This is a genomic window from Candidatus Amarolinea dominans (genome assembly GCF_016704685.1).
Lineage (GTDB): Bacteria > Chloroflexota > Anaerolineae > SSC4 > Amarolineaceae > Amarolinea > Amarolinea dominans.
In genome coordinates this window covers 104,501-122,124 of record NZ_JADIZS010000022.1, presented here as the reverse complement: position 1 = coordinate 122,124, position 17,624 = coordinate 104,501, and the positions used below count along the sequence as shown (strand labels likewise).

Here is a 17,624-nt window from a genome sequence, read left to right as displayed (position 1 = left end):
CGGGCGCATAGCCCCAGTCCCGCCGCGCCTCCAGGTTGCCCAGGTACAGATAACGCTGTTTGCCGGTCAGGATCGCGGCCACCGCGCGCGTGATCTTGCGTGTCACAAAGGTCTCCCCGCGGCGGGGCGACTCGTGGTTGAAGAGGATGCCGTTGACGGCGAACAGCCCATAGCCCTGGCGGTAGTTGCGCACCATCCAGTAGGCGAAGGCCTTGGCCGCCGCGTACGGGCTTTGCGGCTGGAACGGCGTCGTCTCACCCTGCGGCGGCGGCGCGCTGCCGAACATCTCGCTGGACGAGGCCTGGTAGAACCGTGCCGGCACACCGCTGCGGCGGATCGCCTCCAGCAGCCGCAACGTCCCCACCCCCGTCACGTCGGCGGTGTACTCCGGCATGTCGAAGCTCACCCGCACGTGGCTCTGCGCCCTCTTCCACCAGCGTGCCGTCCAACTGCTCGATGCGCACGTGCAACCCCGTCACCGCCGTATCGTCCGTGGCCATCACCGTGATCGCGCTGCCCACGGCCCCCGTATACGCGTCCAGGCCTGCCCTGAGTTTATCGAAGGGTCCACGTCCTCCACTTCGGGCAGGCTCAGGAAATCGCACACCGCGGAGCTAAACTCGCCACGATCATAAGGTGAGTTTTTGTCACCCCGTAACCTTGTCACCCCGTCACCGTGTCTGCGTCAGCCGCGTCCCATCCCATGCCCCACGACGGCCGATCACAACGACACGTGGCTCACGCCCGCAGGGGACGTCGGGCAGGCCAGACAGAATTGAGCGCTCATCGCGAAGCAGGCCAGCCCATCGGTGGGAACGCGTCAAACCACCCCCGGCTTGCCGCCAACAGATAGACCGCCAAAGCCATGCCCTGTTCCGCATCATGCCGAAAATAACTCTGGCCCGGCGTCAGATCCGGAAGGCCATTCGGGTAACGAGTAGGTATGTAAAACTTGTCCAGACCGGCAGCTTTCTCCACCCAGGTCGAACTCTCGGACACATATTCCAGCGCTGGAAACTGCATCACGAGCTTCTGAATGGAATGGCCCCAGGGGTCCTCATCAATCAAATACCACAATGCCTTGATCGCCTTCTCGCCGCACTGTTGCGCTGCAAAACAAGCATGCGCGTAAAGACCCGCTGCTGCCAGAGTCCTGGCCGCGCGCAGATCATCTTCCGCCGTCGCCAACCAGCGCTCGGCGGTATCGCGGTCTTCACTCTGACTCATAGATCACCTGTCCTTCTCGTAACGCCGTTGCCACAAAGCGTCGGCGCGCCATCTGCTCCAACTCCTCCGGCGTGTAAATCAACGCGTCCACTGCCACATCTGGCAACGCCAGGTTCAACTCGTACAGCAACCGGTCGTAACGGTCGAGAAAGCGCCGGTCTGTGCGTTGCACAAGGATCAGATCAACGTCGCTGCGCCGGGAGGCCTCCCCGCGCGCCCTGGAGCCGAAGAGGATCGCTCTGACAATCTGGTGACGCTTGAAAACCGGCAGCAACCGGGCCCGCAACTCACCGTTAGCGAGACGCTGTATCATCACTCGGTCTCCTCCTGATCTATCTCTTTGACATGATCCGTTCGTCTGGCCCGGAGTCGCCTCATCGCCCAAACACCGTGGCGGTCCCCAGTTCGTCGCCCCCCACGTGCAGAATAAACGGCTCCGTCAGGCCCCCACTCTCCAGGCGGCCGTCCGCATCCTGAACCACCTGCTGTCCCAGCATCTGTGTTGCACCGTACTCGCGCAACTTCGCCACCGCGCGTGTCGGCCCAAGAACCCCGCGGCGGCCGGTCACCACCACGCGCGGGTTGTGCCGCAAGGTGTTGCTGGCGGGCCAGAAGGATTGCGGTTGCGGGTTTTGCGCTGGCGTCATCGTCTCGATGACTTCAAGCCAGTTGCAGCTCGCGTTCGACAGGCAGGGGGCAAAGCAGATACTCCAAGACTTCTGCTTGCATCCGTTCAATCTCCAACCTGTACCCGCTGCTGACCGCCTCGAACTCATCAAGACGCCTGTTCTGCGCAATTGCGCCAGCCAACGCTGAAATTGCGCAATCCGCTGTTGGCTGATCTCTACTTCGTGATCATTGGTTATCATGCTAGGATTACCTCGACAATGCCACGCTTCGATCCATCTCGTTTGATCTGCCAATAGCTGATAAAATCCTCGATCGTCTCACCAAACAGACGCCAGAACGAAGATGTGAAGCAGGCGCCTGGTAACCAGTCTGCGCTGCTCCGGAACCTGGCCAAATCGCTCAACAACAACTTCCATCGTCGTACGATGCACGCCTGGTGGCAGATCACCCAACTCATTACTTGGCGGTAATTTCATGGACGTTTCCTGGCATAAAAAACAACTTCTGCGAGCTCGTCTCGGCTACGCAGCGCCAATCGGTCGCGAGCCGTTTGTGCCATCATAAGCCACTCCCTTTCTTTTTCGGTGCAAGAGCGCCTGAGGTCGCGCTCATCCGCATGTCCGCATCCATCAATGAGAAGCTGCGTTCATTCGCGCCGCATTGCCGGGGCCGGCCTGGGGGCCAAAGCTCCGCAGTGCCGCCAGCGATGCGGGCAGCCAAAATAACCTGCGCTGGGCCGCGCCGGAGCGGAACGCTGCAACGGGTGCGGACATGTGGGTTTCACACCACACCGGGCGGCCGCCCGGTGCGGTCCTCAGGTCTGGAGAAGCGTATGAGGACCTTCTTGCCGTGCTCGGCGTTGAGGCGGATTCCGGCCTGGATCGTGCCGGGATCGTTTTCTTGGGCAAGAGGATGCTATTATAGACGGCAACGGCAAGAGAAGTCAAACTCAGACGCCCACCCCATCAGGATAGCATTCCGAATTTGTGTGACCCTGCGGGAAAGCCCTTCTCAGCGAAGGCCACGGCCAGCGGCAGCCCCACGTAGCCCAGGCCGATGACGGCCACGACCGCGGTGTGATCATTAATCTTGGTGAGCAATTGGTCTTTCATCGAGTGCTCTGGTACCATTCAATCGTCCGCCGCAGCCCGTCTTCAAAAGGGGTCGTCGCCTCAAACCCGAACACCATCTTCGCCCGGCTGGTATCCAGCTTCCGTCGCGGCTGGCCGTTCGGCTTCGTCGTATCCCAAACGATTCTACCATGAAATCCGCACAGGCGTGCAATCGTCTCGGTCAGGTCCTTGATGCTGATCTCGAACGCACTGCCCAGGTTCACCGGCAGGCTGTCGTTGTAGCGCTCCGCCGCCAGCAGGATCCCTTCGGCCGCGTCTGCCACGTACAAAAACTCCCGCGTCGGCGAGCCGTCGCCCCAGGCCACGATCTCCGGATCGCCCCGTTCCACCGCCTCGACGCATTTGTCGAAGATCCTCTTCAGAGAGCGAATCAGCGCCGGGATCACGTACGAGGTCTGCAGATCGAAGCCTGTCCTCAACCTTGTTGCTCCAGAAATTCGGCAAAGGCCAACATTTCGCCGCGCACCTGGGCCAAAGTCTCGGGCAGGTCTAGCACTAACTTCTCGATCTTGGTCGTCTCGAAATTGTACGCATACACATGACGCACCACGTGACGAAACCCTCGATAGCCATCCAGGCGATGATAAGTACTCTGGGAGATGACTGCCGGTCGTAGGCCGGACGTCTCAACGCTCATCTGGCGCAAGAGGACCTGGTGCCAGTTTTCGCCCTTTGGCTTTGCAGCATCAATGGTGGTAGCGATCAACTCGAAGATGCGCTCCAGTCCGCTGTAAAAGCCATGCAGGTTGAGCGCGACACCATCGAGATAGTAGTCATCCGCATTTCTCAGCGCACGTCCCCAGCCCTCCGTCACGCGCCCGGCGACTCGATCCAGTTCTGCAAGCTCATCTCGGATTCGCGTTGCCAGACGGAGCAGTCGTTCACTCACAACTCGATGCCCTCGCGCTCCACGGCTGCACGTAATGAGGGCCGGCAAGCATCAGGATCAACCAGGTCAACCCGGAAGATTGGACTGAGGCCAGTGATCGCCGCCACGGCGCCATAGAAACGTGCGGCCGGTATCCCCCAGGCAGCCAGGTCAATATCAGACCAGGGCGTGAACCAGTCGTCATGGATCAGGGAGCCGAAGACGGCCACTTTGACCGCGCCGTATTGATCCCGCAGCAGCTTGGCGGCTTGCCGTGCGACGCGCCAGGCTTGTTGACGACGACGTTCCGCGCGCCTCAACTGATCAGGGCCATGACCTTCAACCGCTTGACCTGGCCGATACGATCGCCACTGTTCGGGAGAGAGGTCAAGAGCTGTTTGTGCCATTATCGAGACCTCCGATACCATTCAATCGTTTGCCGCAGCCCCGTCTCGAACGGCGTGGTTGCCTCAAACCCGAACATCGCCTTCGCCCGGCTCGTGTCCAGTTTCCGCCGCGGTTGACCGTTGGGCTTCGTCGTGTCCCAAACGATTCTACCATGAAATCCGCACAGGCGTGCAATTGTCTCCGTCAGGTCCTTGATGCTGATCTCGAAGGCGCTGCCCAAATTCACCGGCAGGCTGTCGTTGTAACGCTCCGCCGCCAATAGGATCCCCTCGGCTGCATCTTCCACGTACAGGAACTCCCGCGTCGGCGAGCCATCGCCCCAGGCCACGATCTCCGGATCACCCCGCGCCACCGCCTCGACGCATTTCTTGATCAGCGCGGGGATCACATGCGAGCTGTCGGGATTGAAGTTGTCGCGCGGGCCATAGAGGTTCACCGGCAACAGAAAGATGCTGTTGAAACCGTACTGCTGGCGATAGGCTTGCGACTGCACCAGCAACATCTTCTTGGCCAGGCCATACGGTGCGTTGGTCTCTTCGGGGTACCCGTTCCACAAATCCTCTTCACGAAACGGCACCGGCGTGAACTTGGGATAAGCGCACACCGTGCCCAGCGCCACGAACTTGCTCACGCCGGCCTTCCACGCTTCGTGCAGCAACGGCGCGCCCATCATCAGGTTATCGTAGAAGAACTCGGCCGGATGCGCCCGGTTGGCGCCGATGCCGCCCACCCGCGCCGCAAGGTGCAGGATGATGTCCGGCCGCGCGTCCGCCAGCAAGCGCCGGATCGCGGTCAGGTCGCGCAGATCGTAATCCTCGATGCGCGGCACGAAGACCTCTCCAGCGCCGCGGGCCTGCAGCTTCTTGGCGATGACCGATCCCAGGAAGCCCGCGCCGCCGGTCACGACGACCGCTGGTTGCGCCAGAAGGTATTGCTGTCGGGCCAGGGTAGGGTTGCAGGTTCGCCATAGATGGTTGGCTGTTGGTTGCTCATGGCTGCGATGCCTTACGCCGCATCTCCATTCGGTCGAAATCCACGATCGCTCCTACCTCCAACAGGAAATCAAAGCCCAAGATTGCGTCAAACTCGTAACCATAGTCAGTATTGCCGGCTTGTATTACGAAGTTCGCCACGTGCAATTCCCCAACCGTAAGCGCATCCACATGAAATTCAACGACGCTTTCTCCACCCGCACCGATTCCTGTCATCTCGCGAATGCGTGCATTGGGTGGTGGTTGAATACCCTTTTCACGCAACCTATCAAACGGAAATAGTGTTCCGGCCGATCCTGTGTCCAATAGCACCTTGTCAAATCTCAGACTGACCCCACCATCATTGAGTGTGGCAGTTATCATGGGCAAGTTGTCAGCGATTCGTATCTTCATCACTTGCCCCTGATTCCGACCCAATACTGGAGCTTAATTTCTATTTTGTCATTGCTCGTGTGATAGACATACAGTCGTTGTGTTGGCGCTTTTTTGTGTAATGCGTTGTAATGCTCCCAAGCCTCGTAAAAATCAGTGTAGGCGTGAATAGGGGCCAACTCGTCAACAATGCGACGCCGATCTTCAGTTACATGTGATTCCACTGCCGCAAAGAGCAACCACTTGTCTGGAAACTGCTCACGGACTTCTTGCCATTTCATTTGATCCTCCAAACGCCGTAACCCACCCTCGAACGATGTTCTCGCTTCGAAGCCAAACCGCTCCCGCGCCCCTCGTAGCCTTTGGTCAGGAGGAACGTCGAAGCATGTCCTGAGTTGAGCCGAAGGGGGCCGCGTCCGGGTCGGTCTCGCCGGCCATCTCGAAGCCGTTGTGTTGGATGGTCGGCACGTAGGGATCGTGGTAGTGCATATCGGCACCCTTCTGGCGCAGCAGCTCGATCACGTCCAACGCCGGCGACTCGCGCACATCATCGCCGAGGGCCGATGGTTGATGGCTGATGGCCCTCCATCGTTCGTCGTTCGTCGTTCGTCAGCGCTGCCAGCCGCTCCGATGGAATATCCTGCACATACGACTCGCCGCGCTGAACCGCGGCCACCTTGCGGCCGTCCACTTCGATGCCGACGACGGGAAAGCCCTTCTCAGCGAAGGCCACGGCCAGCGGCAGGCCCACGTAGCCCAGGCCGATGACGGCGACGGTGGCGCTGTGATCGTGGATTTTGGTGAGAAGTTGATGTTTCATTCGAGTTACCATGCGGACGAAGCTTTCAGTCAACGTCCGCCAGTCACGACGACGCGCTGGTCACGCCAGAAGGTATTGCTATCGGGCCAGCTATTGAGCATGGGGTGAATCTCCTAAATCCTTTCAAATCCCTTCAAAAACCCTTCATTCGACCAGGGTGTAGTACGCGCCGCGTCCCTTACCCTGACGGATCAGCAACCCTCTATCAGACAAGTCCTTCAGATCCCGATAGGCTGTCACATCCGCAACACTTACCAGGGTTCGGTATTCTCCTGTTGTAATCCGCCCATGTTCACCCACACATAATACGGCTTCAACTTGCCGCTCGTTCAGGCTCTCTGCCCAGGCCGGTCGCGCCTTTATCTCCTGCATGAAGCGTTCACCAGGCCCGATCAACATCACCCGAAACTCGCTGCCTACTTCCTCGAACTGGGGGCGGGGTAAGCCGTGCTCTGTCATGGCCTGCGCTATGCGCCGAATGCCCGTGCCCAGCCGCTCGATATAGCGGCTGCCCAAATCCCGCAACACGCCAACAATGATGGGGTTGCGCTGTACGGATTGCGGCTCCAGCCGCCGCATCTTTTCTATGGAGACCCCCGGTGGCAGCGTCCCCGGACTGAAGACTTCGATGCGGTCGTCGAACATAAAGATACGGATGCTCTGCCCGCGCCGGCTGTAGTCCCGATGCACCACGGCGTTGACAATGGCTTCCCGCACTGCGGCCTGCGGATACTCTCGGTACTCCACACCGACAAAACCCTCGATGCGCCGCCCGATCTTCATGTGGCGGTAAATGAACTGCTCGGCGTCGTCCACCAACTGGTACAGAGGGCCATGCAGGTCGCGCCGGTCAATGTAACTGATCACGTCCGTGCCTTTGAAGCGTACACACGCTACTTCGGCTTGCCCAATCAGGCGTTGCGGATCTTCAGCAAAGAGCAGCACGCCGGCATGGGTTGGAATCCACTGCCCATCATCGCGTATCAGACAGCCCAGATTGTGCAGCATCTCCTCGGCTGACAGGCCCAAAGGTTGGCCGCTCGTCTCCTCGCGCCGCCGCACGTAGCCTGCAATCAACCGTTCCGACAGATCGGTCAGTTTCGCTCCCCGGCAGGCCAACGCCTCAAAGCCGCCCTCGCTGCCCTCGATGTAGAGCCGGCGGACTTCCTCATCCTGGGCCTCTCGATTGCTGGATCCTACGCGCACATAGGGGCGTGTCTCGCCATTGACCAGATAGGGCTTGTGCGCGCCTTGGAGACAGGTCACCGTCACGAATTCCATGCCCTGATAAGCGATAATCTCGATGCTTGGCATCACGTCCAAAGAACAGCGAGAACGCAGGATATTGACGATACCTTCCTCGATTCTCTGAGGGGCCATCACCCCGACCGGTCTTCCGGTTCCGTCCTCCACGCCAAACACGATGACGCCGCCCCGCGTGTTGTAGAATGCCGTGACCAGTTTCGCCAGATCAGACGAGGAGGGCATCTCTCGTTTGAACTCCAACGTCTCCCTTTCTTGTTGGCTGATCAACCGCTCGAATTCCTCAGGTGTCAACTCGGCTCTCCTGTGTCGAAGGTTCTGGCCCGGCGGATGATGCCGTGGCCCTCTCAGCCCTGGGCCAGGAAGAACTCGGTCATATAGGAGCGTCCTGGCCGGTGATGCCGGTGATGAGTGCAACCACGAATTTGCGGCCACGAATTTCACTAATTTTCACGAAGGGTTTGGATTCGTGGTAATTCGTGCAATTCGTGGCAGAGATTGGTTTTTTTGCCACGAATTTCACGAATTTTCACGAAGAGTTTGGATTCGTGGCAGGGAGGGTGTCGCGCTCAGCGCCCGTATCCCTGACGCTGCGTCAGGCGATCTCGGCGGTCAGCTCCAGGGGTTGCTCCGCGACCGGCGACCAGGGATGCTCGATGATGCGGCGGATGAAGGCGTCTGACACTTTTCGCTCTGAGCCAGCGCGCAAGCCAACCACAACGCGGACCTTGCTCGCTGGATGCTCAAAGTGCAGCGCCGCAGATGCAGGCATTCTGCAGCCTTTTTCGGTCAGCTCGATCCAGCCGCATTTTGCCATTTCGCTCTGATACCAGGCGATTGCCGCGTCTAACGAGAGTGGAAAGATGAACCAGCCCACGACAGACTCGATGGTGCGGTCGGATTTGAGGATCAGATCCCAGTATGGATGAAAAGGACCTTCGCCTGTCTTAGCCACGGTTGTCTCTGCCGGTAAAGACACATCCCCAGGCCATTCGTCAAAGCGCAAGTGAATCATAACGCCACTATGCATTCGCTGGAACTTGCGAAAACTGTTAACTGCTACCATGGTACAACTCCCAGTATTTCCATCAGAGAATCGAGCGTCAGAACAGTTTGAGGGTTGACCCCATGACCCGACATGCCTTTGGCGGTATAATGGGCCTGTTGCAACGATTGAACAAACTCTCTGATCTGAGTCTGTGATAACCCCTGCCTTTCCAATAGCTCTTCAAGCGACTGACCGGGATTCCTTTTGGTGATCTGATTTAAAAAGTTGTTGATCTCTTTGACCCAACCGTTGAGGTCTTCAGCGCTATAGTCCTGGTCTTTGATCTTGCGGCGATATTTTTCGTCGTCATCAGGCGGCTCGAAGCCCGGAAACCCGCCGACACTGGCCCCGCCCAGCATCTTCGAGAGATGGCTGGCGGTCTGCCGCAGCAGCCCTTCCGTGCCCGGCGCCAGCGACGCCTGCGCAACGCTCGCCGGCGCCGATGCAGTCAGCTCCACAAGCAGTGTGTTGGACATTGCCATCAGACCAACGAGGGCTATCCCCACGACGACAAGCCACACCAGCGCGGGGTTGAGCCGCGACGTTTCACGATCGAGAGAGTGATTCATGGATTTCTTTCTCTGCCACGAGTTTTTACGAAGTGTTTTCTTGTTCGTGGTAATTCGTGGCATTCGTGGCAGAGATCAGGTTTTCTTGCCACGAATTTCACTAATTTTCACGAAGGGTTTCGTGGTAGCGCACGTCCGCGCCTTTGTGGCGCAGCAGCTCGATCACGTCCAGCGCCGGCGACTCGCGCACGTCGTCAATGTCTTTCTTGTAGGCCACGCCCAACACGAGCACGTTACTGCCCTTGAGCGGCTTGCCGGCTTCGTTCAGCGCATCCACCACCTTCTCGACCCAGTAACGCGGCATGTCGCTGTTGATCTCGCCGCCCATTGTCGTTTGTTATACGGTCAGCGGCGCTCTCACACCCTGCGCTCCAGCGCCAGCGACCAACGACCACCGGCCGACCCTTCAACTTCGCTCAAGGTGGGCTGTAGGGCCGCGGCGACACGAATGGCCACCCGCAGGCCCTCACGGCGGAATAGTTCGCTTAGGTGCAAGGCCAGGTCATCCATCGCTGGCTGCCGGGCTTGAACCACAACTGTCGCATCAATCACATCCGGGTTGAAATGCACCACCCGGACGTCCTGAACTACTGATGGCCCGTACTCATCGGCAAAGGCATGTTCAAGCGCCCGGCGGAGCTCGCCGTAATCCACTTCCTGAACCACATACGGCACGGTCAATTCTCGCAGCTTCATAGGCTCACCCCCCGCTTCCGTAACTCCTCGCGACACGCCGTCAGTAACAATTCGGCATCGCTCACCGCGGCCAGCGCCTGTTGTCGTAGATCGCCCGGCGGATAGGGCGAATAGTCTACCTGATTGCGTGCTTCTCGCCATCGGCCGAGCATATCTCCGTATGGCCGGCCGAGGATCTGCCCCAACGCCGCCGGCAGCCGCTCGTGATCATCCAGATCGGCCCGCCGGACGTGCAGCACCACGGCTCGCGCGGCGTGATACATGGCATAATAGCAACGGGACACGATATGCGGCAGATTCAATGTTGCACTGGCATCCAGTTGTCCAGCAAAAGCCAGATACTCCTGCGCCTTGATCAAACGCTCTCTGACCAGTCGGGTGATCAGTTCGTCTACCTGTGCTCGCGTCAGATAGCCCAAGTCCACCAGGCGGTAAAGCAATACACCCTGGGAGGCAGTCAGGCGCTGAAGATCGTCCATCTGCTGCATATTCATACGTTGTGTCAAATTGCCGCGTACCGCGTATCCACGATCAGCCGCACCTGCCGCCGGATCGCGGCCCAATCATAACATGAATGATCCGTCACCACCACCGCGCAATCCGCCGCAGCCAGCGCGGCGTCCAGGTCCGTCTCGCCGGCCATCTCGAAGCCGTTGTGGCGGATGGCCGGCACGTAGGGGTCATGGTAATGCACAGCCGCGCCCTTCTGGCGCAACAACTCGATCACGTCCAGCGCGGGCGACTCGCGCACGTCGTCAATGTCCTTCTTATACGCCACCCCCAGCACCAACACGTTGCTGCCCTTGAGCGGCTTGCCGGCCTCGTTCAGCGCATCCACCACCTTCGCCACCCAGTAGCGCGGCATGTCGCTGTTGATCTCGCCGGCCAACTGGATGAAGCGGGCGTTGTAGTTCAGCGTCTTCATCTTCCACGACAGATAGAACGGGTCCAGCGGGATGCAGTGCCCGCCCACCCCCGGCCCCGGCGTGAACTTCATGAAGCCGTAGGGCTTGGTGGCGGCCGCCTCGATCACTTCCCAGGGATCCAGCCCCAGCTTGTCGCACATCACCGCGATCTCGTTCACCAGCGCGATGTTCACCGCCCGGAAGGTGTTCTCCAGCAGCTTCACCATCTCCGCCGCCTGGGTGGATGACACCGGCACGATCCGCTCGATGAACCGCGGTTTGATCATGAATCTTGGAAAGAAGTTGGTCTTTCATCGAGTGACTTTTGTGTCATGCTCCAGCACAGCGAGTAACCGACTCACCGTAATCGTCGCAATTCCCCGTATCTCCAGTTGCCCCTGCAACTCCAGGTCACGCGTCACATCCTCATCGCGGCTGACCACGTGGGTCGCTCCGCCAGCCACCGCCGTCTCCAACACCCAATCGTCGTCAGGATCGCGACACAGGTGCAACATGCCTGAAACCGGAACCAACCGGGCCACAGCGGCCACACCGCGCACGTAGGCTTCAGCGTCATCCACCGTGGTCTGGCGCACCTTCATAATCCGCGGGCGGCGCAGTACTTCCAACAACTCCTCCAGGAGCGGCAAAGAACTGACGACCGTGAAACGTCCGGCTCTCCCAGCGCCAATCAAGCGCGCCGGGAAACCGTGCGGCGTCAGAAACGCCGACACCCAAATATTCGTGTCAACGACTGCGCTGACGGCCACGGTGTTCCTGGCGGACTTCGGCTCTAGCAGCCGTGATTTCGGCTTCGATCTCCGCCGGCGTGTAACTGCTTGGACGGCTATGAACCTCCGCCAAGAGATCGGATAGCGCAGACCAATTGGTCTGCCGGCGCGCTTCATCATTAGACTCAATCGCCCGCAGTCGCCGATATTCTTCGAAAGAAATCAGCACCGCCAATGGCTGACCTTCGCGCTCCAGGATGAGCGGACGCTGCAGGTCGGCCACGGCGCTGCCGTAAGCCACACTTGCTTCTGCGATCCGGTTTGCGTCTGTCATCAGTTCACTCCCCCGAACACGCTATACCACCGACGCTGGCACGCAGATGATCGCCGACGGCATATCCTGCACATACGACTCGCCGCGGTTCAACGCGGCCACCTTGCGGCCGTCCACTTCGATGCCGACGACGGGGAAGCCCTTCTCGGCGAAGGCCACGGCCAGCGGCAGGCCCACGTAGCCCAGGCCGATGACGGCGACAACCGCGGTGTGATCATGAATCTTGGAAAGCAGTTGGTCTTTCATCGAGTGACTCTTGTGTCATCCTTCGGCCACGAATGGGGTTTTTTGCCACGAATTTCACTAATTTTCACGAAGATTTTTTCTTTGCCACGAATTTCACTAATTTTCACGAAGGGTTTTGATTCGTGGTAATTCGTGGCAGAGATTGACTGCCGTACACTTTTTGAGAAGTTGAGAGGTTGACACTTCTGTAGTATGCTCTGGTTCCATCCCAGAACACGGAGCAAACTCATGAGTGACAACCTGAGGCGTTATCGTGCCATAAGACAGAGCATAAAGCAACTTTATCCCAAAGAACCCACCGGCAATCTCGCCCGCCATCTCAGTACCTTAGCCGATCTCATCAGTGGCATCGTCGGAAGCAAGTCTACCCACCTCCCCCAGGTCGCCAGCAAAGTGCCCGATGCCGCGAAGTTGGATAGTCGAGTCAAACGCTTCACGCGCTGGGTGAGCAACAATAACATTGACGCCGAAACCTGCTTCTTACCCTATGTACGGTAGTCAACGGTTGACAAAGAGATCGCTCTATGATATGATGATTTCAGAAAGGAGCAAAAATGTGTGCTTTGCTGAAACCATTATCGGTCCGCCAGGTGCTTTTGGGAAAAACAACCACCATCTTTACCCCGCAGGACTTCCAACGGATTTTTCACACCACCGGATCGAAAGCCAAATACTTCCTGGAAACATACACCCAGAACGGACTGTTCTTGCGGCTCAAGAAAGGGTTGTATACCTTGCAGAGCGATCTGCCGCCTGAGGAAGAGATCGCCAATCTCCTCTATCGCCCTTCCTACGTCTCGTTTGAGTACGCGCTGAGTACGTATAACATTCTCTTGGAAATGGCCTACTCCGTCACTTCGGCTACGACCCAGCCTACGCGTACCTTTCAGGTCGGCGAGCGGACCTTTTCATACTTTACAATCAAACGGGAAGCGTTTACCGGTTATATCCCCGTCAAGAGGGCGGAACGGACGGTCCTGCTCGCGGAACCGGAAAAGGCCCTCGTTGACTATCTCTACTTCGTCTCCCTCGGCAAGAAACCCAGAAACGACCGCCTGCGCACAACTGAGCTGGATCAACAGAAGATCCGTTTCTACGCCACCCTGTATCAAAGAACAGGGTTAGACAAACTCATCGAGGAAGTCTTATGATCGCCGATCACGTCCTCAAGTCGCTCGCGACCAAATTTCAGACAACGGAATTGAACGTCCGCCGCGAGTATTGCCAGCACCTGTTCCTTTCGTATTTCTACCAACAGCCGCTGACCGACCACATCTATTTTAAGGGGGGTACGGCTCTCAGAACGCTTTACAACAGTCCCCGCTTCTCAGAAGACCTCGACTTCAGCGCCTCGATCACCGATATCCGCGCGCTGGAAGAAGCGCTCTTAGAAACGTTGGCGGCCATCGCCCGGGAGAACATCAACCTCGATCTCACCGAGTCAAAAACAACCACCGGCGGGTATCTGGCGATCATCGCTTTTCTAACGAACCACGGCCCGCTTACGATCCAGCTCGAGATCTCCCTCCGAGAGGGGGAAAAGCGAGGCGAGGCGATGACAGTGGTCTCCGATTTGGTCCCTGCGTACACCGTCGTCGCGCTGGCCAGAGAGCAACTCGTTGACGAGAAGATCCAGGCGCTTCTCTCCCGCAAGAAAGCACGCGATTTCTACGACCTCTACTTCATCCTGCGCGCCAACTTGCTGCCGGCCCACCGGCGAGATGTCCTGGCGCAAGTATTAGAAACGACCAGGCAATCGAGAATTGACTTCCAGAGAGAACTGAAGGAGTTCTTGCCCAGAAGCCATTGGGCGATCATTCGGGACTTCCCCGCGCCCCTCGAGCGAGAGATCGCACGTTTCCTGTAATGAGGGGCACAAAATCTTTACGGTAGTGGCTGATCTTCCGGCCAATCCAGGCATCGCAACACGCCCGGTTCAACCTCCTTGTAGCGCCAGCCGCTCTCCGGGCAGGCCATCATACCATCCCCATGCGGCTTCGCCAAACGATGCCATGGCGGCTCATCCACCCGCGCTGGCGCGCAGGCACGCCCAACATCAGGGCATAGTCGGGCGCGTCACCCCGCACCACCGCGCCCGCGCCGATGAACGCGTAACGCCCGATCGTTGCGCCGCAGCGGCTCCCCTGCTGACTCGATTTCAACCAGGTCAACAGGGCGTTCTTCGATGACATCCTCCACCAGGCGCCAGGCATCCCAGTAATCAGAATTGCCGCCCACCCTGGCCGCCAGGTGGATGATCAGATCGGGCCGGGCGTCGTGCAGCAGGGCCAGCACCGCCTCGTGCTGCACCAAGTCGTAGTCCTAACGGCGGGGGATGGAGATGTCGGCCGCGCCTCGCTCCCGCAGCTTCTCCACCACGAAGGAGCCGAGGAAGCCGGCCCCGCCGGTCACGGTGACGCGTTGGTTGCGCCAGAAGGTGGCGTTGTTGGGCCAGGATGGTTGTTTGGGCTGGGACGTCATCGCAGAGTGTCCGTTTTCAGTAATCTCAGCCTGTTTTCGACACCCCAATGGGTAGTAGGTCATCAGGCACTTGCCACAAGCCGTCGCGTAGAACGTTTGAGCGAAAACAGGACTGTTCCTACAGGTTGTGTGCGATTTGCCAATGACCACAAGCTGTTGTATGGTGTTGTATGGAAACATCTGTTCTGTGTCGAAAACAGGCTCAGTGGGCCGGAACTGGCGAGATGCGATGCGCATCTACTCATGCCAATCCACCCCCACTTCTGATGGGTCATTTGCACCATATTATGCACCACAACGCGACATTATGCACCATCATCCTGCAACATATCGACTCCCTCTCTTGGTTCCCAATCGCTTTACCAAACCTGTTTCCACCAATCTCATTAAATCCCTCGATGCTGTATTCCTGGGCAGATCAAATACATTCTGATACAAACTGCTGGTCATCTCCAATCCATCATTGACCATCAGTCGCAGCGCCTCGATCTGCCGCTCGTTCAGTCCCAACGCTCGCAGGTTAGTCACTCCGGCCCGGGGAACCAGGCCCAGAATTTGGTCGCCTGGTCCCGGAAAGGTCGTCTTGAAAAAAGTGCCGCGCTCCTCGAACACGGGCTCTTCCAGGCCATGTTCTCGCATCAACCGCTTCATCTTCGTGATCCCCGTGCCGAATTGCTCCATTTCCCCGATATCCCGGAATCGGCGACACAGGGTCTCGTTTCGGGTGACGTGCGAGCCTTCCAACTCGCTGAGCGGGATCAGCGCCTTGCCCGGGCTCATCACCTCCAGCCGGTCATCGAATACATTGACTTGGATGCCGCTGCTGTGGTCATAATCCCGATGGGCCATGGCGTTCACCAATGCCTCCCGGATAGCGTCATACGGATACTCGGTCACTTGCGTGCTTTCGAATCCCACCACCTTCATCGCCGTGCGCGTGTTCCGCCGAATGAATCGCTCTGCCTCGTCTAACATCTCCGGCAGTGTTCCGCAAGCGATGAGCCGGTCAATGAAGGCCAATGTCGTCACGCCCTGGAAACGAGCCAACTTGACCTCAGCGCGTGGCAAGAAACGCTGTGGATTGCGGCCGAAAAAAAGCAGGCCAGTGTAGGTGGGCGCCAGTTCTCCGTCCCGTTCCCGTGCTCCTGCCAGCATTTCGGCAATCACTTTTGGCAATGAAGCGCCAGGTGGAGTCGCGTCGGGATAGGCCTCCTGGCGGCGCCGCAGAAAATCCTGTACCTTAGCCTCGTCCAAATCCTCATACGTCACCCCCTCTACCAATTGCTGGTCGAAAGGCAGGTGATGACGAGCGAGAAGCAGCCGTTCGTACTCCGCCCGGCTCATCTGCACATCGGCCGCGCCCACGCGCTTGTACGCCCGGCCTTGCACCAGGTGCGGTTTATCCTGGCTTTCAGGCACTGTCACCAGAATGATGATCTGTTCGCCCAGCTTTACAGACTCCACCGACGGGTAGAGAGTAGGGTCGGTGTTGGCGGTGACGGCCTGAACGACCCGCTCCTTAGTTTGGGCGCCCATCTCCACCCCTGAGATCGTGCCGTCATCCCTCACACCGAACAGCACGATGCCGCCGTCAGCGTTAGCCATGGCTGTCACGCTGCGAGCGCCTGTTTCCAGCTCGGCCAGCGAGCGCTTGAACTCCACTCGCTGTCCTTCACCCTGGGCAATTAAGTCGTGCAGGTTTTCAGGGAGCAAAGAGATCAATGCCATTCAATCGTACGCTTCAATCCGTGGCGAGAATCAACGTTTTCTTTGCCACGAATTACACTAATTTTCACGAAGGGTCTTGATTCGTGGTAATTCGTGCAATTCGTGGCAGAGATTGAGTGTTTTTGCCACGAATTTCACGAATTTTCACGAAGGGTTTTGATTCGTGGTAGAGATTGGGTCTTTTTGCCACGAATTTCACTAATTTTCACGAAGGGTTTGGATTCGTGGTAGGGTCTACTTTACGACTCGTTGGTGACCGAGCGAATTGGCGCCATAGTCGGACCGATTCTTACCAGGCCAGGGTCAATAGACTTCGTCGTGCGTGCCGAGGTCAACTAACACAACAGCATCTTCATTGCCGTCTGGGTCTGGCCCGAACAAGAAGATGATCCGGCAATCATATTCGACCCAGCATGCCCACAGTCCATCGAGGCGTCCCTTGAGCTTATGAGTCTTCAGCGTTGGGTGAAATGGGTCAGCCACAAGCTGATCCAACGTATCGAGAATCCTTGTTTGTAGGCCCCGGTCGTTGCGAGTTCGTCCCTTGAGCGCCCGACGAAAGCTGTTGTCCCAAACCAGCTTTCTCATGCTTCTAGTTCTCGACGCAGATCATCCACTGTCCCGTAACTGGCGCGGCGCTCACGAAACGCTTGCAGAGTCATCTGGGCATTTGCAGCGATCTCACGACGTCGCTGTTCAATCATTCTTCTGCGGATAATCTCGATGATCGCCTCTTGATCATCAGGAGGTAGGCGATCAATCACATCCAACGCGGCCTGAAAAGGTGTTACCGATGTTCCATTCATAGGACTAGCGCTCCGAATGCGTCAGAGATTGGGTTTTTTGCCACGGATTTCACTAATTTTCACGAAGGGTTTCGATTCGTGGTAATTCGTGAAATTCGTGGCAGAGATTGGGGGTTTTTTTGCCACGAATTTCACTAATTTTCACGAAGTTTGCCGGGGCCCCCGCCCCCCCGGGGGGGGGGGGGGGGGCGGGGGGGGGGGGGGGGGGGGGCGGGGGGGGGGGGGGGGGCCGGGGGGGGGGGGGGGGGGGAGGGGGGGGGGGGTCCCCCCGGGGCCGGCTCGGGCCCCCCCCCCCGCCCCCCCCCCGGGGGGCCGGCCGGGCGCCCGCCGCCGCCGGGCGGGGCGGGGGGGGGGGGGGGGGGGGCGG

28 protein-coding genes and 4 pseudogenes are annotated in these 17,624 nt (G+C 58.6%); 3 read left to right on the top strand and 29 right to left on the bottom strand.

Features of this window, described 5'->3' with window-relative positions; genetic code table 11:
* The 23 genes and pseudogenes from IPF85_RS16035 to IPF85_RS15925 form a co-directional block, all read right to left on the bottom strand.
* Nucleotides 1-424 (bottom strand): annotated as a pseudogene (locus IPF85_RS16035) (GDP-mannose 4,6-dehydratase); the annotation flags it as partial.
* A 359-nt stretch (nt 425-783) separates the two neighbouring features.
* Complete coding sequence (locus IPF85_RS16030) at nt 784-1,227, bottom strand: HEPN domain-containing protein (RefSeq protein ID WP_343409078.1); 444 nt, start codon at nt 1,225-1,227, stop codon at nt 784-786.
* The gene (locus IPF85_RS16025) at nt 1,214-1,540 is read right to left on the bottom strand and encodes a nucleotidyltransferase domain-containing protein (protein ID WP_343409077.1); all 327 of its coding nucleotides are present in this window, start codon (nt 1,538-1,540) and stop codon (nt 1,214-1,216) included. Before IPF85_RS16025 ends, IPF85_RS16030 begins: the two co-directional genes overlap by 14 nt.
* Nucleotides 1,541-1,601: 61 nt before the next feature.
* On the bottom strand, nt 1,602-1,874 hold the full coding sequence (locus IPF85_RS16020; RefSeq protein WP_343409076.1) for a hypothetical protein: 273 nt from the start codon (nt 1,872-1,874) through the stop codon (nt 1,602-1,604).
* A gap of 948 nt (nt 1,875-2,822) precedes the next feature.
* Nucleotides 2,823-2,957 carry a hypothetical protein gene (locus IPF85_RS16015; protein WP_343409084.1) on the bottom strand — a complete coding sequence of 45 codons (135 nt, stop codon included), beginning with the start codon at nt 2,955-2,957 and terminating at the stop codon, nt 2,823-2,825.
* Nucleotides 2,958-2,965: 8 nt separating this feature from the next.
* A pseudogene (locus IPF85_RS16010) lies at nt 2,966-3,397 on the bottom strand (NAD-dependent epimerase/dehydratase family protein); the annotation flags it as partial.
* An 8-nt stretch (nt 3,398-3,405) separates the two neighbouring features.
* A complete protein-coding gene (locus tag IPF85_RS16005) occupies nt 3,406-3,879 on the bottom strand; it encodes a hypothetical protein (protein WP_343409075.1) in 474 nt (157 codons plus the stop codon).
* The gene (locus IPF85_RS16000) at nt 3,876-4,265 is read right to left on the bottom strand and encodes a nucleotidyltransferase domain-containing protein (protein ID WP_343409074.1); all 390 of its coding nucleotides are present in this window, start codon (nt 4,263-4,265) and stop codon (nt 3,876-3,878) included. Before IPF85_RS16000 ends, IPF85_RS16005 begins: the two co-directional genes overlap by 4 nt.
* Nucleotides 4,265-5,170, bottom strand: coding sequence for a GDP-L-fucose synthase (locus IPF85_RS15995; RefSeq protein WP_343409073.1), 906 nt, complete (start codon nt 5,168-5,170; stop codon nt 4,265-4,267). Before IPF85_RS15995 ends, IPF85_RS16000 begins: the two co-directional genes overlap by 1 nt.
* An 85-nt stretch (nt 5,171-5,255) precedes the next feature.
* On the bottom strand, nt 5,256-5,651 hold the full coding sequence (locus IPF85_RS15990; RefSeq protein ID WP_343409072.1) for an aspartyl protease family protein: 396 nt from the start codon (nt 5,649-5,651) through the stop codon (nt 5,256-5,258).
* Nucleotides 5,651-5,911 (bottom strand): hypothetical protein, encoded by a 261-nt coding sequence (locus tag IPF85_RS15985; protein WP_343409071.1) that lies wholly within the window; start codon nt 5,909-5,911, stop codon nt 5,651-5,653. Before IPF85_RS15985 ends, IPF85_RS15990 begins: the two co-directional genes overlap by 1 nt.
* A gap of 85 nt (nt 5,912-5,996) precedes the next feature.
* Nucleotides 5,997-6,152: a hypothetical protein gene (locus IPF85_RS15980; protein WP_343409070.1), complete on the bottom strand. Its 156-nt coding sequence runs from the start codon at nt 6,150-6,152 to the stop codon at nt 5,997-5,999.
* Nucleotides 6,153-6,177: 25 nt separating this feature from the next.
* Complete coding sequence (locus IPF85_RS15975; RefSeq protein WP_343409069.1) at nt 6,178-6,450, bottom strand: 3-hydroxyacyl-CoA dehydrogenase NAD-binding domain-containing protein; 273 nt, start codon at nt 6,448-6,450, stop codon at nt 6,178-6,180.
* Nucleotides 6,451-6,594: 144 nt separating this feature from the next.
* Nucleotides 6,595-8,007 (bottom strand): helix-turn-helix domain-containing protein, encoded by a 1,413-nt coding sequence (locus IPF85_RS15970; RefSeq protein WP_343409068.1) that lies wholly within the window; start codon nt 8,005-8,007, stop codon nt 6,595-6,597.
* Between the two features lie 301 nt (nt 8,008-8,308).
* Nucleotides 8,309-8,779, bottom strand: a complete 471-nt coding sequence (locus tag IPF85_RS15965) for a hypothetical protein (protein WP_343409067.1) — start codon at nt 8,777-8,779, stop codon at nt 8,309-8,311.
* A complete protein-coding gene (locus IPF85_RS15960; protein WP_343409066.1) occupies nt 8,773-9,330 on the bottom strand; it encodes a hypothetical protein in 558 nt (185 codons plus the stop codon). Before IPF85_RS15960 ends, IPF85_RS15965 begins: the two co-directional genes overlap by 7 nt.
* 100 nt (nt 9,331-9,430) lie before the next feature.
* Nucleotides 9,431-9,634, bottom strand: a complete 204-nt coding sequence (locus tag IPF85_RS15955) for a UDP binding domain-containing protein (RefSeq protein WP_343409065.1) — start codon at nt 9,632-9,634, stop codon at nt 9,431-9,433.
* Between the two features lie 53 nt (nt 9,635-9,687).
* Complete coding sequence (locus IPF85_RS15950; protein WP_343409064.1) at nt 9,688-10,026, bottom strand: hypothetical protein; 339 nt, start codon at nt 10,024-10,026, stop codon at nt 9,688-9,690.
* The gene (locus IPF85_RS15945; RefSeq protein ID WP_343409063.1) at nt 10,023-10,520 is read right to left on the bottom strand and encodes a hypothetical protein; all 498 of its coding nucleotides are present in this window, start codon (nt 10,518-10,520) and stop codon (nt 10,023-10,025) included. The genes IPF85_RS15950 and IPF85_RS15945 overlap by 4 nt, the downstream gene beginning before the upstream one ends.
* A gap of 8 nt (nt 10,521-10,528) precedes the next feature.
* Nucleotides 10,529-11,200: pseudogene (locus IPF85_RS15940) on the bottom strand (nucleotide sugar dehydrogenase); the annotation flags it as partial.
* Nucleotides 11,201-11,242: 42 nt separating this feature from the next.
* Entirely contained in the window at nt 11,243-11,665 is a 423-nt protein-coding gene (locus IPF85_RS15935; protein ID WP_343409062.1) for a putative toxin-antitoxin system toxin component, PIN family, read from the bottom strand.
* Nucleotides 11,666-11,678: 13 nt separating this feature from the next.
* A complete protein-coding gene (locus IPF85_RS15930; protein WP_343409061.1) occupies nt 11,679-11,996 on the bottom strand; it encodes a hypothetical protein in 318 nt (105 codons plus the stop codon).
* Nucleotides 11,997-12,017: 21 nt separating this feature from the next.
* Nucleotides 12,018-12,242, bottom strand: coding sequence for an NAD(P)-binding domain-containing protein (locus IPF85_RS15925; protein WP_343409060.1), 225 nt, complete (start codon nt 12,240-12,242; stop codon nt 12,018-12,020).
* 228 nt (nt 12,243-12,470) lie between these two features.
* Here IPF85_RS15925 and IPF85_RS15920 point away from each other — a divergent pair, with 228 nt between their 5' ends.
* Genes IPF85_RS15920 through IPF85_RS15910 form a run of 3 tightly spaced genes read left to right on the top strand, consistent with a single transcriptional unit; the run spans nt 12,471 to nt 14,109 of the window.
* The gene (locus IPF85_RS15920) at nt 12,471-12,740 is read left to right on the top strand and encodes a hypothetical protein (RefSeq protein WP_343409059.1); all 270 of its coding nucleotides are present in this window, start codon (nt 12,471-12,473) and stop codon (nt 12,738-12,740) included.
* 56 nt (nt 12,741-12,796) lie between these two features.
* Entirely contained in the window at nt 12,797-13,393 is a 597-nt protein-coding gene (locus IPF85_RS15915) for a hypothetical protein (protein WP_343409058.1), read from the top strand.
* Complete coding sequence (locus tag IPF85_RS15910) at nt 13,390-14,109, top strand: nucleotidyl transferase AbiEii/AbiGii toxin family protein (protein WP_343409057.1); 720 nt, start codon at nt 13,390-13,392, stop codon at nt 14,107-14,109. The genes IPF85_RS15915 and IPF85_RS15910 overlap by 4 nt, the downstream gene beginning before the upstream one ends.
* A gap of 17 nt (nt 14,110-14,126) precedes the next feature.
* Here the strand turns inward: IPF85_RS15910 and IPF85_RS15905 are convergent.
* The 6 genes and pseudogenes from IPF85_RS15905 to IPF85_RS15880 all read right to left on the bottom strand — a co-directional run.
* Nucleotides 14,127-14,377, bottom strand: a pseudogene (locus IPF85_RS15905) (N-acetyltransferase); the annotation flags it as partial.
* A complete protein-coding gene (locus IPF85_RS15900) occupies nt 14,319-14,555 on the bottom strand; it encodes a hypothetical protein (RefSeq protein WP_343409056.1) in 237 nt (78 codons plus the stop codon). The gene IPF85_RS15900 and the pseudogene IPF85_RS15905, both read right to left, overlap by 59 nt.
* A gap of 9 nt (nt 14,556-14,564) precedes the next feature.
* The gene (locus IPF85_RS15895; protein ID WP_343409055.1) at nt 14,565-14,723 is read right to left on the bottom strand and encodes a hypothetical protein; all 159 of its coding nucleotides are present in this window, start codon (nt 14,721-14,723) and stop codon (nt 14,565-14,567) included.
* Between the two features lie 315 nt (nt 14,724-15,038).
* Nucleotides 15,039-16,451: a helix-turn-helix domain-containing protein gene (locus IPF85_RS15890; RefSeq protein WP_343409054.1), complete on the bottom strand. Its 1,413-nt coding sequence runs from the start codon at nt 16,449-16,451 to the stop codon at nt 15,039-15,041.
* 303 nt (nt 16,452-16,754) lie between these two features.
* Complete coding sequence (locus tag IPF85_RS15885) at nt 16,755-17,039, bottom strand: type II toxin-antitoxin system YafQ family toxin (RefSeq protein ID WP_343409053.1); 285 nt, start codon at nt 17,037-17,039, stop codon at nt 16,755-16,757.
* Nucleotides 17,036-17,257: a hypothetical protein gene (locus IPF85_RS15880; RefSeq protein WP_343409052.1), complete on the bottom strand. Its 222-nt coding sequence runs from the start codon at nt 17,255-17,257 to the stop codon at nt 17,036-17,038. Before IPF85_RS15880 ends, IPF85_RS15885 begins: the two co-directional genes overlap by 4 nt.
* Nucleotides 17,258-17,624: the final 367 nt, after the last annotated feature.